This is a genomic window from Ideonella lacteola (assembly GCF_038066555.1).
Classification (GTDB): Bacteria; Pseudomonadota; Gammaproteobacteria; order Burkholderiales; family Burkholderiaceae_C; genus Ideonella; species Ideonella lacteola.
The window spans coordinates 207,756-222,280 of the sequence record NZ_JBBUTG010000012.1 but is presented as its reverse complement, the minus strand read 5'-3'; the positions used below and the strand labels follow the sequence as shown (position 1 = coordinate 222,280).

Below are 14,525 nucleotides of genomic sequence, written 5' to 3'. Positions count from 1 at the left end.
CGCGCTCCATCTCCTCGAGAAACTCTCGTCGCCTCGTGCGCTTGGCCGTCGTCCCCAGGCCCAGGCTGTGTTGTTTCATGCGCCGTATCGTCTCAGCACTTCAGCTTCCCGCCAAGCACCAGGCCGGGCGATTTCTGCAGACCTTCCCTAGGACGACGCCTTCACGCAGCAGGCCGCTCACCGGCAAGGCGCCGTGGGCGATCTGTGTCTGGGGCGCACCAAAGCTTGGATGTTCACGACAGCTGCACGATCCGGCGACGCCCGCGCATCCGGCTGAACCTCTGCGCAAAGCCCCGCGTGAAACCCATAACCCTTCGCCACCCGTCACGCCCACCGCGCAGCGCTCTTCTCCATCCACATGAAGGGCGTTGACCTCGACGAGGACGAAGCCCGGTGAGCGCCGCTGGCAGGCGTTCCGGATCGGCCGTTCGATGGCCCAATGCACAAGTGGAGAGTCCCAGGGCTTTCCGGCGGCCCCCGCCGACGAGACCTTCGCTCGAATACCATCGACGCCAGCGCACCGCTGCCCAAAGACTTCGATCAAGAGGGGGACCTCGTGTACACACTGGACGAAATGTTGAGCCGCAGCCTGCTGACTGCGGGTCAGCACGCCGAGATCAGCGCCTGGATCGCGAGGGCGAAGACGCCCGAGGCCATCATGGAGATGCCCGATCATCTCTGGCGCAAGCTGACGCTGGCGAGCGCCTTGATGAACATCGACGCCGACCTGACCCAGCCCCCCCTGCTGTCCGCGGGTTGACTGCGGGGTGAGCAGACAGGTCGGCCTTCACGAACGAAGCTCTTTGCCATGGCCACACCAGACACTTTTCCCGCCGAAGGCGGTTGCGACTGCCGAGCCGTACGCTACCGGATGGAGAGCCGCCCCCTCTTCGTGCATTGCTGCCACTGTCGCTGGTGTCAGCGCGAGTCAGGGGCATCGTTCGCACTCAACGCCATGATCGAGGCAGATCGTGTGGCCAACCTCGGTGTCGAGCCCGAGATCGTGGAGACGCCTTCCCACAGCGGTGCGGGCCAGAAGATCGCGCGCTGCCCGAGGTGCCGGGTGGCCGTGTGGAGCCACTATGCGGGCGCGGGGCCGGTGTTGAAGTTCGTCCGCGTTGGCACGCTTGACGATCCCGATCTGCTGCCTCCGGACATCCACATCTTCACCGAGACCAAACAGCCGTGGGTTCAACTGCCCGCGGGAACCCCGGCCGTGCCTGAGTACTACGAGCGAGAGGCTTGCTGGCCGCCCGAGAGCCTGGCGCGTCGGCAGAAACTGCTCCCGGCCATCGAAGCGTATCTGGCGTCGCTCAAAGGGAACGCCTAATCCCTGCGTCAGACAGACCGGCTGTAGCAGGCCCAGGGTTTGATCTTTCGCCACAGCGGGTGCTGCTGCATGCCAGCCTCAGGGGGCCAGGGCGTGTTCACACTACGCAGCCCCGTGCGAACGGTTTGTCCAGGGAGGCAGGGCAAGGCGCCCGACGCCGCCCAGGCTGGTGCCTGGGCAAGGTGGGCAACGCCGCCATGCGCCCTGGACGGCCCGTTCCCGAAGGGTTGCCACCAAACCCAGCCGCCCGCGGCGTTGCAAAGCCTCGCCAGGGGCCGCACCCCGGCTTCGTTTTGCGCCTTGCGCTCGACCGGTTCTGGTGGCAACGCATCGGGGCTCCGTAGTGTGAACACGCCCAAGTCTGACGCACGAGCTCAGTGCTGAAGTCGAAGCCGAAAAGCTGCCGGGGTCTCTGCGAACGTGCGGCGGAACAGCGCGATGTAGGCGCTGGCCGTCGAATAGCCCAGATCGAGCGCGATCGCGGTGACCGGCATGCCCGACGCGAGCATCTCGAGCGACCGCATCAGCCGCGCCCGTTGGCGCCACGCGGTGAAATGGAAACCGGTCTCCGCAACGAAGCGCCGGCTCAAGGTGCGTGAGCTGACCGAGGCCCAGGCGGCCCAGCTTTCCAGATCACGGTCGTCGGCCGGGTTGGCGATCAAGGCCCTCGCTATGCGCTGCAGGCGAGCCTCGCGGGGCAGCGGTAGGCCCAACTGCTCGACCGGGAGGGTCCGGATCTCGTCCAGGATCACGTCGGCCACGCGCGATTTCGGCCCATCGAGCGGTGCGATCGGCCATTGGCTGGCGCGCAGTACCGCCTCGCGAAGCAGGCCCGAGATGCGCAGGGCGCAAGGCTGGCTGGGCAAGCTGTCGCATGCCGACTCCGCCACATAGGCGCTCCAGCCATGGAAGGGGCCGTGCGTTCTGCCAGAGTGCTGGTGGTGTGGCGGGATCCAAACGGCGTGAATGGCTGGGACGACCCACACGCCGTTTTCGAGACCCACTGTGAGCAAGCCTCGAAGCGAGCCGAACAACTGGCCGCGCGCGTGCTGGTGGGGCTCGGTGGCCCGTTCTTCAACGCCGCTTCCCGCCATGACGAACAAGACGGGTTCGTCCGCGCTGTCTCGCGCATCCAGCTCCAAGTTCCAATGGCTCATGGCGGCATTTTGATACTTCTTGTCCGGATCGTTGTACAGCCGCCAGAAACCTGATGCCTATCCTCTCGTTCATCGCCCGTGAGGCGCCCCCGAGGAGATTGAACGATGACGATGAGTGGAACTTCCCAGCCAGGCCGCCAATTCCCGACGCCGGACTTGGATGCGCTCTACGATCCGCCGGCCGAGAGAATTCAGAAGGCCGTGCTGGATCACCTTGTGCCGTTCCACATGGAATACCTGAAGGTGGCGACATTCTTCTGCCTGGCAACGGGAAGCGAGGGCGGTCTCGATGCATCGCCACGCGGTGGTCCGCCGGGATTCGTTCACGTGCTGGACAGCCGAACAATCGCCTACGCCGACTGGCCTGGCAACAACCGGATCGAATCACTTCGCAATCTGGCGCGCGACGATCGCCTGGGGATGCTGTTTCTGTTCCCAGGCCTTGAAATCTTCATGCGCATCAATGGGCGTGGTCGCATTTCGACCGAGCCCGCACTGCTGGCGACGCTGAAGGAAGGCGAGCGCCATCCCAAGACGGCGACCGTGGTGACCATCGATCAGGTGCTGTTTCATTGCGGCAAAGCCATCAACCGGGCCAAGCTGTGGAACGACGATTCGCGTGTGGCCCGCCATGCGCTGCCCTCGGTGGGCCAGATGGTGTCAGAACTGAATCGCTTGAGCGGCGCCGAAGCGATGAGCGACGACGACATCGTGCAGGTCGACAACCACTATCAACAGGTGGTGCGCACCGATCTGTATTGATGCGGAACCGCCACGCTCTGGGGCGGGCCGAGGGGACCAGCGCCCGTCGCGCAGTCCATCGGCCACGCGCCCTGAATCAGTTGCCCTTCGGATTCACCGTCAGGTTGTACAGCACCATCGTGCTCACGGCAGATCGACTGGCATCGGGCTCCCAGGTGTAGCCATTGGACAGCGGGAAGTCCTTGTCGTTGCAGGTCGGGTTGGTGCTGCCGTCGATGAACTTGCGGGTGCAAGCCTGGGCGTAGTTGCCGGCCTTGAAGTAGCAGCCCGGTTGCGTGCTGCTGTCGAATGAGACCTTCGTGCTCGCCTTGGACTTGCCCTGAGACACGTTGGTGTATTCCACCGCCATCTTGCCCTTGCCGGCGAAGGTGTCGTTGGCGTGCACAGTGAGCTGGAACTTGTCTCCCACCACGTGCGCCGTGTCCAGCACCTCGTCGGGGCTGCGGCCGCCGTTGAACTTGACGATGATCTTGCCCTTGTCGCCCAGCGTGCCGGGCGCCGGAAACGCGTTGCCGTTCTGCGCCTTGTCGTACACGTAGAGCACTTCAAGGTTGTCGCTGTCGGCATCGTGAATCTGAGCGACCGACATTTCAGGTTTGTACCGAGGTGTCTGCTTGATGCGCAGCTGCAAAGACATCGTCTTAGCCTTGCTCTTGCAATCCCAATCGGCCTCGGTCTTGGCGCTGGCCATTTCGCGCAGCTCGGTGCGCGGGTACGCTGTGCCCGTGCTGGTGACGGCACCGCCGAAGCGGGCATCCATCTGCACGCCGCCGCCCGTGATCACGCGGAAGAGCGGGTCGGTGTAGGTGTCGAGCTGTTTGGGGCTCTTGGACTTGGCGTCGGTATAGCGGCCGGCCGTGGGGTAGTTCGTGTCCAGGCGCCAGTAGTCCAGGTACTCGAGCTCGGGCTTGTCTGCCGGGTAGGTTTGAGCCGCCGCCGGAACCACCCAGCACAACGGCAGCATCAGTGCCGTGGCCACGGCGATCTTTCGAGTGTCGAGCATCATCTTCGCTACTTCTGAAGTTGATCGAATCCTCTCGGCGCCGGATCACCACCTGTGGCGTGGTGCCACCCGGTCGTCGCCATGAAGCGGCGGCCATCCTACCAACGCGGTGTGGGTGGCATCACCGCGTAGAAACCATCAAGGGCTGCGACACGTGCCACCCCATTCGAGGTGGCACCTGCCGACGAGCCTGTCGCGCCTGGTATCAGTTCACCGCTGCCAGGGCTTGGTGAATGGCCGCACGCACCGGGAAGACGGGTGACACGCCTTCGGGATCGAGGTTGTGATGCGGGTCGGTTTCAGCCAATTCGCGCATCGTGGCGGCCACGCGCGCTTCCACCCGCGCCAGGCTGGCCGCTGCCGGCACCGCCGCCAGGCGCAGGTTGAAGCTGTCGCTGCTCAACGCCGCCAGCACCATCGCCACCGCGGCGCGCCGGTTCGGGCCCGAGAGCGTGACGTCGGCACCACCCAGCAACGCCTCCAGCGCGTGCAGCGCCCCCGCTTGCATCGGCTCAACACCGGTGCCGAAAGCCTGTGCGAGTGCGGGCACGGCCACGTTGCCCAGCAGGGCCACACCACGCTGTGCCATGTAGCCCGTGGGCAAGGCGGCGACCAGAGCCCCCAGCGCCCGCCCATCTCGCAGGTTGGCCACCAGGCCCGTCAGTGCGGCGTGGTACTCGCTGCGTTCTTCGCTGATGGGCTGCTGCTCTTCCAGCACCTCACGGTTTTCCTGGGCGAGCATGTCGATCAGGATCGCCCGCACCTGCAGGGCCTCGGGCGAGGTCATGCCCGACAACAGGTCGCCCACGTCACCCGCTCGAAAGCCCAGGGTCTCCGGGCCGCCCACCACATCGAGCAGTTGGTTCAGCGCCGCGGCCCGCTGCGACCAATCCACTGAATTCGCCAGGCTCAGGTCGACCGAGGCCAGCTTGGCCTGCGCGGCGGCCACGGCCGCCGGCCACATCGGCGAGCGCTGGGCCACGAGAGTGGCATAGCCGCCAGAGTGAGAGCGCCAATCGGCGTGGTTGCAGGCATAGCCGCAAGGCCCGTTGCTCGGCTCGCGCCAATCGGCGTGCGCCCGGCCGGCGGCGTAGTACATGTTGTTCCACTCCGAGGAGGTGTTGCTGCGGTTGTCCAGATCGGCCGCATCGCCGTACATGTGGCGGCTCTGCGAAGCGCCCCCGACCCGGCTGTTGCGCGCAGGGTTGCGGTACACACTGTTGGTGTAGCGCGGGCCACCATACTCGTAGCGCCATTTGTCGACGCCGTAGCCGGTCGACTTCGCGGCCATGAAGGGTGTGCGCAGCAGCGCCCACGAGTAGTCACCCGTTTCCAGCTCAGAGAACGCGAAGTACTCGGTGCGACGCCGGTTGGTGAAGTTCGAGCAGGTGGGGTTCAGGCTGACGTTGTAGGTGTCGTACTCGCGGATGATGGAATCGCGAGAGTCTCCGCAGGCAGACCACGCCGGCGCCGCACCCAACGCACACAGCGTGCCCAGGAACGCTACTTTCAGATGCTTCATGTCGGGACACTCCTTTTCTGGATTGGAAGGATTTGCCGCGCGGCGCATCGGTAGCGCGGCCGCGCGCTGCGGGCTGATGTGGACAGGTCTGTCCTTCACCCGCGCCCTCATCGTAGGCACGCGATCACAAATCGTCGTCGACGATTTTTCGGATCAGGGTTCGATTCGATGGCGCGCACGCGAACGGACGGCTATCCCGGCGCGTCAAGCGGCAAGGCGGTGTGCACTCCCGTGCAGGCCATGACCGCGGGCCCTCAGCACTGCCACAGCATCTTGGCGCGACCCGAGGCGCAGGTGCAGCGAAACACATAGGCGCTGCCACCGCCACCGAAGTTCATCTCGGTCGTCGAATCACGGCCTTGTTCAAGCTGCGCCGCCAAGGCCATGGGCTGCTGGCATTCGTCGCCATCAGGCACCTCTTCAGCCTGCAGCCAGGCCGGCTCGCCACGCCATTGGCCCAGCACCTGGCGCCAAGCCTCGCCATGGCTTGCAGCCCATTCAGCCCCGCCGCAGCGTACCCCAACACGCGGGATTCGAATGGCGGCGAGATGCCCCGCGGGCCCCACGCCCATGCCTGACGGGCGACACTTGCGGGCTTCGAGCCTTCTCCCACCGACATGACAGCCTCTGCGGCGCGCGCCCAGCCCACCCTGCCGGCATCGTTCTATCCCCTGCTCTTCGTGCTGCTGTGGAGCACCGGCTTCATCGGTGCGAAGTTCGGCCTGCCGGACGCCGAACCGCTCACCTTTCTCAGCGTTCGCTACTTGATCGTGCTGGTGCTGATGACGGGCATCGCCACGCTCACCCGGGCGCCGTGGCCCTCACAGCCGCGGGCCTGGCTGCACATCGGTGTGTCCGGCCTGCTGGTGCATGCGGTGTACCTGGGCGGCGTGTTCACGGCCATTGCCCACGGGCTGCCCGCGGGCGTCACCGCGCTGGTGGTCGGCTTGCAGCCGGTGCTCACCGCGCTCGGAGCCGGCACGTGGCTGGGCGAGCGGGTCGAGCCGCGCCAGTGGGCTGGCCTGGCGCTCGGTTTTCTCGGCGTGGGCATGGTGGTGGCCCACAAGGCAGCGGCCAGTGCAGATGCTGCGCACTTGCTGCCCATGCTGGTGCCGGCGGTGGTGGCCCTGCTCGGGATCACCGCGGGCACCCTGTACCAGAAGCGCTTCTGCCCCAGCTTCGATCTGCGCACCGGCTCAGTCATCCAGTTCTTGCCGACACTCGCCGTCACGGCCCTGGCCGCCTACGCCAGCGAGACGATGCAGATCCATTGGAGCGGCTCGTTCATATTCGCACTGGCCTGGCTGGTGCTCGTGTTGTCGCTCGGCGCGGTGAGCCTGCTGAACCTGCTGATCCGGCGAGGCAGCGCGGTGAACGTGGCCAGCCTGTTCTATCTCACACCGCCGGCCACCGCCCTGATCGCCTGGGCGCTCTTCCACGAGACGCTGACCGGCTTGTCACTCGTCGGCATGGTGGTCGCCGTGTTTGGCGTGTGGCTGGCACGCCGCTGACATGGTGTCGCGCTTGAACAGGCTCCAGCGCCTGGGTGCCGGCTGCACGATGGGGCTGTTGATCGCAGCCTAGCTCGGCGGCTGCGCGGCCGCCCCTGCATCGGCATCGGCATCGGCATCGGCATCGACCACCATCGAGCCCTTCAGCACCGATGGCTGCAGCTCGTTCCCCGATCGCGCGCCCATCGGCTCTGCCGATTGGTGCGGCTGTTGCCTGGCCCACGATCTGGCCTATTGGCGTGGCGGCACCGCCGAAGAACGGCTGGCCGCCGACGAGGCCCTTCGCCAATGCGTACAGGCGCGCACAGGCAGCGCCGAACTGGCCGAGGTGATGTTCGCCGGGGTGCGCGTGGGTGGCGGCCCGTACTGGCAGACGCCCTATCGTTGGGGCTACGGCTGGCGTCAGCGCCCGCCGTACCAGGCGCTGACACCCGAGGAAGACGCGCAGGCCACTGCGCTGCGCGAACGTTATCTCGTGTCGAACCCTGGCCTCGTCTGTCCCGGCCCATGACAAACGCCCCGTCTCACCAGCCCCACTCGGTGCTGAAGCGCCACACGGCGCGCAGCATCACATAGGGATTCTCGTCAGCCCCGACGTGATCGTCGCCGGCCTCCAGGCTCCAGCGAACGCCCTCGATGCCCAGCCAAGTGGCGGCCAGAGACATGCGGCTGCTCGGGCGGTTGCCCTGCAGGCCTGCATCGGCCGCGACCAAGCTCGCACCCGGCCCTCGCAGGTCGTGGCGGGCCGCCAACCGCTCGGCGCGGGCCGCCAGCTCCCAATCGGTATCGAGGCGCCAGACGGCGTCAGCCCACCAGCCCTGCAGCCGCCCCCGGTAGTTCGCGTCGCCGCCTGACGAGTACAGCGCACCGGATTCATGTCGCACCAACGCCGTTGCGCTCAACGCCCAATCAGCGTTCGGCCTCCAGGCCAACGTGCCGCCCCACAGGTTCACCCGGCCATCGAAGCATGCACGGCCCGTCAGCGTGTCTTCGCAGGTCGGCGACCCGTGTGTGTGCCCTGCACCATCGGCTTGCACCAGGCGCCCGCGTGCGATGGGCGTCATGCGGGCCACGAAGGCGTCGAGCGACCACGCCTCGGCCAGCACCCATCCGGCGCTGGCCGTGATGGGCAAGTCACCGATCGACTCGGGCTCCCGGCCACCCGCGGGGAAGGCTTGGCCGCGCCAAAGGCCCACGCTGGCGCGCGAGGGCCGCCATCCTGCCGCAGGCTCAGCTGGCCGCCACGCCAACACGATGCCGTCGTCCGTCCAATTGCCATCGAACAAGGCGCGTTTGGCCAGCGGCACGGCGGCAAAGCGGTCGAGGTGGCCGGCCTGGCTCAACGCTGGCGTGGTCGGCACCGTGTTGCGCCCGGCGCCCAGGTAGACGGCGTCGGAAACACGCCAATCCAACCAGGCTGCTTCCACATGCGGATCGTCGCGGTCGTGCAGCCCCATGGCCCATTGCCACGCGAGGGCCGGGGCCACACGGCCTGCAAGGTCTGCCACCGCGTATTCAAGGGCCAAGCCCCGGCTGTCACGCCAGCCCTGGCCGGTGTCCAGCACGCCAGGCAGTCGGGACGAGGGCCAAGGCTGGCGCGCATCGGCCAGCGTGGCTGCGGCCGCGAGGGCCACGCGCACACCTGCATCCGGAATGGCGTCGGGCTCGACCTCGTGGGCCCGGGCTCGGCCCGAGCCGCAGAGGGCGACGATCAAACCGGCGGCGACCGCGGCCACGTGCGCCACCATCATGGGCCGTGCGCGCGCCGACACTACGCGGGGTCTATCGCCCGGCCGCGGGATCAGAGAACCGAGGATCGGTGAGGAAAGCATGATCGGTGAGAGTGCGGAGGAAGGCGACGATGTCCGCCTTCTCCTGTGAATTGAGGTTGATGCGGCTGACCAGCTCGCTCTTGAAGGGGTTCAGGCGGCCGTCACCGGCGTAGGGGCCACTGGCGATGAGCCGGCCTCCGGCGGCGTAGAAGTCCAGGACGTCCTCCAGGGTGCGGATGCTGCCGTCGTGCATGTACGGCCCGGTCACTTCCACGTTGCGCAGGCTCGGCGCGCGAAAGCGCCCCATGTCGCCCGGCGCAAACGTCGTCTCGAACAGGCCGCGGTTGGGCTCCGGAAATGCGCCGCGACCGTCGATGTTGTAGAGGCCGGTGTTGTGAAACGGCGTTTCGATGAAGCCGGGCCGGCTGCCCGCGTGCACCACCTGGTCGTTGAAGTTGAAGCTGCCGTGGCAATGAAAGCACTCGGCCTTCTCACCGAAGAAGAGCACCCGGCCGCGCTCTTCCTGGGCCGTGAGCTGCACGCGTCCCGCCCGGTATTCATCGAACTTGCTGCGACCGGTGATCAGTGTTCGCTGAAAGCTGGCGATGGACTGAACGACCCGTTGCCAATTGATCAGCGGCTCGCTGCCCCCCACGGCCTCGGGGAACGCCTGGCTGAAGCGAGCCACGTAGCCGCTGTCGGCCCGAAGACGGCCCAGCACCTCCTCACTGTTGCCATCGTTGACACCCATCTCGACTGGATCAGTGCCGAAGATCGGCACGAGCATCTGCGATTCGAGGGCCACCAGCGCCGGTCCTGCCCAGGTCAGCGTGGCGTTGTAGACCACGTTGCCCAGCGACTGCGCATTGCGTGGGTGCGTCATGCCGGTGGAGCCCACCGAGCTCGCCAGGCCATCGGTGAAGGCCTTGTCCTGTTGATGGCAGCTGCTGCAGGACTGTTGGCCGTTGCCGGACAGGCGGCGCTCGTAGAAGAGAAAGCGCCCTAATTCGACCTTGGCCGCGGTGAGACGGTTGTCAGCCGCCGCCTGGGGCTGTGGGAAATGGCCAGGCAAGTCCAGCGTGACATCGCCATCCGCCCCCGACGTATCGGTGACGGTGGTACCGCCCCCACCACAGGCAGTCAGCAGCCACGCCAGGCAGGCTCCGGCGCCCAGCCCGCGAAGGAAGCGGTGCCAGCTCATCGCGCGATGGCGGAGAAGACGGTCTGGCCGACGCCACCGTTGACCGGCAGTCCGTCGTTCAGCCCCAATTGCAGCGCCTGGAACATCGCGGCGCACTCCGGATCGGTTGGCGCCGACATGCAGCCCGATGCGCCGCCGGCGTTCGCCGTCACGTTGTTGCCCGCCACCAGCGCGGCCACGTCGATGGCGACCTTCTGCTTCGTGGGGTCGAAGGGCGAGGTGGCGCTGCCCAACGTGACCGTGGCGAGGTTGGGTCGGCTGCAGACGGCGGGCGTGCCCGCACCCGGATCGCCTGAGCAGCCGCCCGCGCCGAGGTGCGCGGTGAAGACCGGCGCGCTCCACGTCGGCGTGGTGTCACGCTGGGGGTCGGCCACCTCGATCTTGGAGAAGATGCGCCCGGTGGTCCAGTTCCAGCCCAGGGCCATCGATGTCAGCGCCAGCGGCGTGGCCGCGTCCATCGGATCAAGGTGGTTCAACGCCTGCGGCACGCCCAGCGTGAACCGCATGGCGACGTAGTCACCCGAAGGCACGCTGCCCGCAACGCGTGCATTGGTGGCCGCCGTGCCGCTGCCGGTGTCGCAGGCACCGGTGGCGTTTTCAAGGTCGATCAGCGTGACGCTGTCGCTGCCCTTGGTCGCGTTCCAGGCGTCGTTGCTCGCGGCCACCGTCAACGTCATCGGCTGCTCGGAGCCATCGGCGCGCACAAAGCGCACGTTGGACACGTAAAGGCGCAGGTCTTGCAGCCGCGCACTCGCCCGGGTGGTGCCCAGATCGGGAATCGACGGCGTGCCGCAATCGATGGCCGTACCGCCGGCCACGGCGGTGAAGTCGAGGGCAACATTGCCGCCTGCAAAGCCGGCGGGCTCGGACGCGCCGTCAGAGCCACCGCCGCCGCACGCGGCCAGCAACAAGCAGACCGCCAGCGGGCTGCCACTGTGCGCCACTCGGCGACGGAGCGTGGAATGGATCGTGTGCATGGAAACTCCTTGAGAGATGAATAGACACGGCCGCGCCTGCGGCGTGGGCCTGAGCCCATGCCGCAGCGCTGGGGCCTGTAGCGGGATCGGAAACGAAAAGGGGAAAAGGGAAACGGGGCTCGTCAGGCGCTCTTGTCGAGCAAGCCCAGGCGATGCACGAGTGGTCCGGTCGGCACGGACGCCGTGGAGGATCGAGGCGGCGCGGCGATCTTTCGCTCGCCCGAAATGACCTGCAGGCCCTCCCATGCGATCCAGATGACCATGCCCATGGCGCAGCCCATGACCCCATGCGCCATGGCGCGCATGACGCGTTCATTCAAATTCAAAGTCAACTCCTGATGGCCAGGGCGAAGCCTGGCGCGCGGTGCGTGCGTTGCCAGAAGGTCATGCGACCTCCTGGAGCGTCTTCACTCGATCAGGAACGCAGTGGGGGTGCGCGAGGCTGCGCACTGACCCACGCATGCAGCGTGCGTGGGGCGGCCAGGAACGCCGTGGGGAACTCGTCCTTCAGGTCCAGCCGCAAAACGGAGAAATCGGCCGCAGGCGGCAGGCCCAGCACCGGCGCGTGGCCCACGCAACATGGGCAATGCGCGAACAGGTGAACCACCTGTGCCTGGCTGCCAGATGCGGCCTCGTCGTCTTGCGAGGTGGTCGATCTCTGCGCCGAACACACCTCGGACCACGGCGGCGCATCGGCCGAACTCAGCGCATGCGCCAACGCGGGCATCACCGAGGCCATCAGGATGGCCAAGATGGCCATCCAGCTGACAAGCCGGCGGTGAGCACGAGCGCTTTGCATGACGCGCGATTGTAGTGGCACCCTCACGCGCCAGGCGATGATGACGCGGCGCTTCGCACTGCCTTCGGCGGGCTGCTCGCGGCAGAGCAACGCTCTAAAGAGCGCCCCGCACGGCTGGCCATTTCCTTGACCATCGCGTTGTTCGGGCGCCGTTGCAGGTTGGCCTCGATCATCGCGTTGGCGGTGCGGTAGTGCTCGCAGGCTTCGGCGCTGGGTGGCAGCAGGGTCACCGGCGCCGGCGAGCGAGCCGGAAAGCGGGACCGCATCGACAAAGGCGTGGCGGCGGCCTCCATCGCCTGCCCGATCAGGTGGTGCGTCATGCCACGGTTGTACTGGATGGTCACCTCATCCTGCGTGACCTCGGGCAGGCCATCGAACACCTCCAGCGAGCGACGCAGCCCTTTGACCGCCGCCTCGGGGTCGAGCAACTCGAAGTGGGCCTGCGCCAGCCGGCCGTGGGCTTCGGCGAGCTCTTTGCGGTTGTGAACGTCCTTGGGGTCGATGGCGGCCACGGCCTCCGCCACCTCCACCGCGCGGCCCAGGTGCTCCAGCCCCAGCTTCGGTTCGAGCAGCAGCACATAGAGGTGCCCCATGTAGCCATGCGCACGGCCGAAGGTGGCAGCCACCTTGGTGTGCAACGGGTTCTTCTGGTAGAGCGGTTCCAGCAGTTGGACGGCCTTCTGGTACTCGCCCAGCGCGGCGCGCCGGGATTCCGGCGTGGCCACGTTCTGCATCAGGTTCACGGCGCGCATGATCAGGGCCGCCCCCAGGTCGGCTGCGAGATCGGGGTCGTTGGGCCGGCTGTCGAACAGGCTCTGGGCGCTGCGCAGGTACTCGGCATGCATCGCGTCGAAATCGGCCACGCGGCCCGAGCGCAGGTACAGGCGCGCCAGCACCGACATCTGGGTCACCAAACGGCGCTGCACCTCCACATCGGATGGGGCCGCCGCGGCCATGTCCTGGGCCACCCGCAGGCCTTCGCGTTCGATGGCCTCGGCCTCTTTCCAGGCGCCCGAGGCCATCAGCAGGCCTCCTTTCTTGGCGGTGATGGACACGAACTGGGCCCTCGCCTGCGCCTGCCACGGACTGGCCGCTTCCATCAACGGCCGCACCAGCGCCATGGCTTGGTCAAAGCTCGCCAAGGCACCACGGTTGTCTCCCAGGTTGGCGGCGAGGCCGCCCTGGATGTCGCCAATGTTGGCGTAGCCCTCGGCGATCTCGAGTTGCAGCGAGGCATCGCCTTGCGACTCGGCATTCAGCTTCTTCAGGTAGGCGAGCGCCGTGTCCAGCAGCATGGTTCGCGCCTGCAGCGAGCCGGGCACGAACTCGATCTGCTTGTAGACATCGAACATGAACACATTGGACAGCTTGCGCACGCTGTCGAAGTTCTGCTGCGCCCGCTCGCGCTCGGCCCGGGCCTGCAAGCCGCGGTAGGTGGCCAGGCCCAGGCCTGCCACCATCGCCAGGCTCACCGCCAGCGCGCCGGCCACCGCCACCCGGTGGCGCATCACGAATCGGGCGGCGCGGTAGCTCCAGGCCCCGCCACGGGCGCGCACGGGCAGGCCCTCGATGCAGCGGAACACGTCGTCGGCCAGCAGCTCGGCGGAGCCATAGCGGTGCGAGGGCTCTTTGCGCAGGGCCATCAGCACGACCGCGTCGAGATCACCGCGCAACTGGCGCCGCCAGGCACGTGTCGAGGCCGCGCGGCTGGGCGGCACGGGCTGGTCTTCACAGATGGCACGGGCCAGCTCGTAGGCACTGCGGGCGCCGAGCGCAGGATACGGCCCCGCGCCTGTCAGCAGCCGATGCAGCACGGCGCCCAGCGAGAACACATCGCTCGCTGGCGTGGCGGCCTCGCCGCGCACCTGCTCAGGGCTGGCGTATTCGAGCGTCATGGCTTGCCGCAACAGGCCCGTTTCGGGCGATGCGGTGTTGTCGGTGTCCAGCCGGCGGGCAATGCCGAAGTCCACCAGCTTCACGGCGCCTTCGGCACCCACCAGGATGTTGGCCGGCTTCAGATCACGGTGCACCACGCCGCGGGTGTGCGCGTAGTGCACCACCTGGCAGACGCTTCGAAACAGCCGCAGGCGTTCGGCCAGCGGCAATTCCCGCTGCTCGCAATAGGCGTCGATGGGCTCGCCCTCCACCAGCTCCATCACGAAGTACGGCACACCGTCGTCGGTGATGCCGCCATCGATGATCTTGGCCAGGTTGGGGTGATCCAGGCTCGCCAGGATCTGCTGCTCGGCCCGAAAGCGCCCGTGCAGCCCCGGCACGCCGATGCCTTCTCGCACCAGCTTCACGGCCACCCGCTGCTCGAACTGGCCGTCGGCCCTTTCGGCCATGAAGACGCGGCCCATGCCGCCTCGGCCGATCAGCCGCACCAGCCGGTAAGCCCCCACGCGCCGGCCCAGCCACGCAGAGGCAGCCGCCTCTTCCGGCGCGGGCACATCACGGTGACCGGCACCCGATGCTGCGTTCATGATCGAAG

At 67.2% G+C, this 14,525-nt stretch carries 15 protein-coding genes; 5 read left to right on the top strand and 10 right to left on the bottom strand.

Translation table 11 applies throughout. From position 1 onward, the window contains the following. The first annotated feature begins 556 nt into the window (after positions 1–556). Together AACH06_RS19020 and AACH06_RS19015 are read left to right on the top strand one after the other, a co-directional pair. Positions 557–760, top strand: a complete 204-nt coding sequence (locus AACH06_RS19020; protein ID WP_341427332.1) for a hypothetical protein — start codon at positions 557–559, stop codon at positions 758–760. A 48-nt stretch (positions 761–808) separates the two neighbouring features. Next, the gene (locus AACH06_RS19015) at positions 809–1,330 is read left to right on the top strand and encodes a GFA family protein (RefSeq protein ID WP_341427331.1); all 522 of its coding nucleotides are present in this window, start codon (positions 809–811) and stop codon (positions 1,328–1,330) included. Between the two features lie 374 nt (positions 1,331–1,704). On the opposite strand, the gene AACH06_RS19010 is transcribed toward AACH06_RS19015, so the two are convergent. Further along, positions 1,705–2,487 carry an AraC family transcriptional regulator gene (locus tag AACH06_RS19010; RefSeq protein ID WP_341427330.1) on the bottom strand — a complete coding sequence of 261 codons (783 nt, stop codon included), beginning with the start codon at positions 2,485–2,487 and terminating at the stop codon, positions 1,705–1,707. A 105-nt stretch (positions 2,488–2,592) separates the two neighbouring features. On the opposite strand from AACH06_RS19010, the gene AACH06_RS19005 reads away from it, so the two are divergent. Further along, positions 2,593–3,249: a pyridoxamine 5'-phosphate oxidase family protein gene (locus tag AACH06_RS19005; RefSeq protein ID WP_341427329.1), complete on the top strand. Its 657-nt coding sequence runs from the start codon at positions 2,593–2,595 to the stop codon at positions 3,247–3,249. A 76-nt stretch (positions 3,250–3,325) separates the two neighbouring features. Here AACH06_RS19005 and AACH06_RS19000 read toward each other — a convergent pair whose 3' ends face one another. From AACH06_RS19000 to AACH06_RS18990, 3 genes are all read right to left on the bottom strand, one after another. After that, positions 3,326–4,255: a polysaccharide lyase family 7 protein gene (locus tag AACH06_RS19000; RefSeq protein WP_341427328.1), complete on the bottom strand. Its 930-nt coding sequence runs from the start codon at positions 4,253–4,255 to the stop codon at positions 3,326–3,328. A 202-nt stretch (positions 4,256–4,457) separates the two neighbouring features. Continuing rightward, on the bottom strand, positions 4,458–5,774 hold the full coding sequence (locus AACH06_RS18995; RefSeq protein WP_341427327.1) for a D-Ala-D-Ala carboxypeptidase family metallohydrolase: 1,317 nt from the start codon (positions 5,772–5,774) through the stop codon (positions 4,458–4,460). Positions 5,775–6,028: 254 nt separating this feature from the next. Beyond that, positions 6,029–6,238: a hypothetical protein gene (locus tag AACH06_RS18990; protein ID WP_341427326.1), complete on the bottom strand. Its 210-nt coding sequence runs from the start codon at positions 6,236–6,238 to the stop codon at positions 6,029–6,031. A gap of 153 nt (positions 6,239–6,391) precedes the next feature. Here AACH06_RS18990 and AACH06_RS18985 point away from each other — a divergent pair, with 153 nt between their 5' ends. Continuing rightward, positions 6,392–7,285 (top strand): DMT family transporter, encoded by an 894-nt coding sequence (locus AACH06_RS18985; protein ID WP_341427325.1) that lies wholly within the window; start codon positions 6,392–6,394, stop codon positions 7,283–7,285. A gap of 328 nt (positions 7,286–7,613) precedes the next feature. Then, positions 7,614–7,796, top strand: a complete 183-nt coding sequence (locus tag AACH06_RS18980) for a hypothetical protein (RefSeq protein ID WP_341427324.1) — start codon at positions 7,614–7,616, stop codon at positions 7,794–7,796. 13 nt (positions 7,797–7,809) lie between these two features. On the opposite strand, the gene AACH06_RS18975 is transcribed toward AACH06_RS18980, so the two are convergent. From AACH06_RS18975 to AACH06_RS18950, 6 genes are all read right to left on the bottom strand, one after another. After that, positions 7,810–9,036 carry a hypothetical protein gene (locus tag AACH06_RS18975; RefSeq protein WP_341427323.1) on the bottom strand — a complete coding sequence of 409 codons (1,227 nt, stop codon included), beginning with the start codon at positions 9,034–9,036 and terminating at the stop codon, positions 7,810–7,812. Positions 9,037–9,067: 31 nt separating this feature from the next. Next, entirely contained in the window at positions 9,068–10,258 is a 1,191-nt protein-coding gene (locus tag AACH06_RS18970; RefSeq protein WP_341427322.1) for an MbnH family di-heme enzyme, read from the bottom strand. Beyond that, positions 10,255–11,235 (bottom strand): MbnP family copper-binding protein, encoded by a 981-nt coding sequence (locus AACH06_RS18965; RefSeq protein ID WP_341427321.1) that lies wholly within the window; start codon positions 11,233–11,235, stop codon positions 10,255–10,257. The genes AACH06_RS18970 and AACH06_RS18965 overlap by 4 nt, the downstream gene beginning before the upstream one ends. A 122-nt stretch (positions 11,236–11,357) precedes the next feature. Beyond that, positions 11,358–11,561 carry a hypothetical protein gene (locus AACH06_RS18960; RefSeq protein WP_341427320.1) on the bottom strand — a complete coding sequence of 68 codons (204 nt, stop codon included), beginning with the start codon at positions 11,559–11,561 and terminating at the stop codon, positions 11,358–11,360. Between the two features lie 89 nt (positions 11,562–11,650). Continuing rightward, positions 11,651–12,034: a DUF2946 domain-containing protein gene (locus AACH06_RS18955; RefSeq protein ID WP_341427319.1), complete on the bottom strand. Its 384-nt coding sequence runs from the start codon at positions 12,032–12,034 to the stop codon at positions 11,651–11,653. A gap of 23 nt (positions 12,035–12,057) precedes the next feature. After that, positions 12,058–14,517 carry a serine/threonine protein kinase gene (locus tag AACH06_RS18950; RefSeq protein ID WP_341427318.1) on the bottom strand — a complete coding sequence of 820 codons (2,460 nt, stop codon included), beginning with the start codon at positions 14,515–14,517 and terminating at the stop codon, positions 12,058–12,060. Positions 14,518–14,525 lie beyond the last annotated feature (8 nt).

Excerpts from the sequence above, each read along its gene's own strand:
- AACH06_RS18965 (WP_341427321.1), bottom strand. The coding sequence starts at position 11,235 with ATGCACACGATCCATTCCACGCTCCGTCGCCGAGTGGCGCACAGTGGC.
- AACH06_RS18985 (WP_341427325.1), top strand. The coding sequence starts at position 6,392 with ATGACAGCCTCTGCGGCGCGCGCCCAGCCCACCCTGCCGGCATCGTTC.
- AACH06_RS18995 (WP_341427327.1), bottom strand. The coding sequence starts at position 5,774 with ATGAAGCATCTGAAAGTAGCGTTCCTGGGCACGCTGTGTGCGTTGGGT.
- AACH06_RS18955 (WP_341427319.1), bottom strand. The coding sequence starts at position 12,034 with ATGCAAAGCGCTCGTGCTCACCGCCGGCTTGTCAGCTGGATGGCCATC.
- AACH06_RS19010 (WP_341427330.1), bottom strand. The coding sequence starts at position 2,487 with ATGAGCCATTGGAACTTGGAGCTGGATGCGCGAGACAGCGCGGACGAA.
- AACH06_RS18970 (WP_341427322.1), bottom strand. The coding sequence starts at position 10,258 with ATGAGCTGGCACCGCTTCCTTCGCGGGCTGGGCGCCGGAGCCTGCCTG.
- AACH06_RS18950 (WP_341427318.1), bottom strand. The coding sequence starts at position 14,517 with ATGAACGCAGCATCGGGTGCCGGTCACCGTGATGTGCCCGCGCCGGAA.
- AACH06_RS19015 (WP_341427331.1), top strand. The coding sequence starts at position 809 with ATGGCCACACCAGACACTTTTCCCGCCGAAGGCGGTTGCGACTGCCGA.
- AACH06_RS18975 (WP_341427323.1), bottom strand. The coding sequence starts at position 9,036 with ATGATGGTGGCGCACGTGGCCGCGGTCGCCGCCGGTTTGATCGTCGCC.
- AACH06_RS19005 (WP_341427329.1), top strand. The coding sequence starts at position 2,593 with ATGACGATGAGTGGAACTTCCCAGCCAGGCCGCCAATTCCCGACGCCG.
- AACH06_RS19000 (WP_341427328.1), bottom strand. The coding sequence starts at position 4,255 with ATGATGCTCGACACTCGAAAGATCGCCGTGGCCACGGCACTGATGCTG.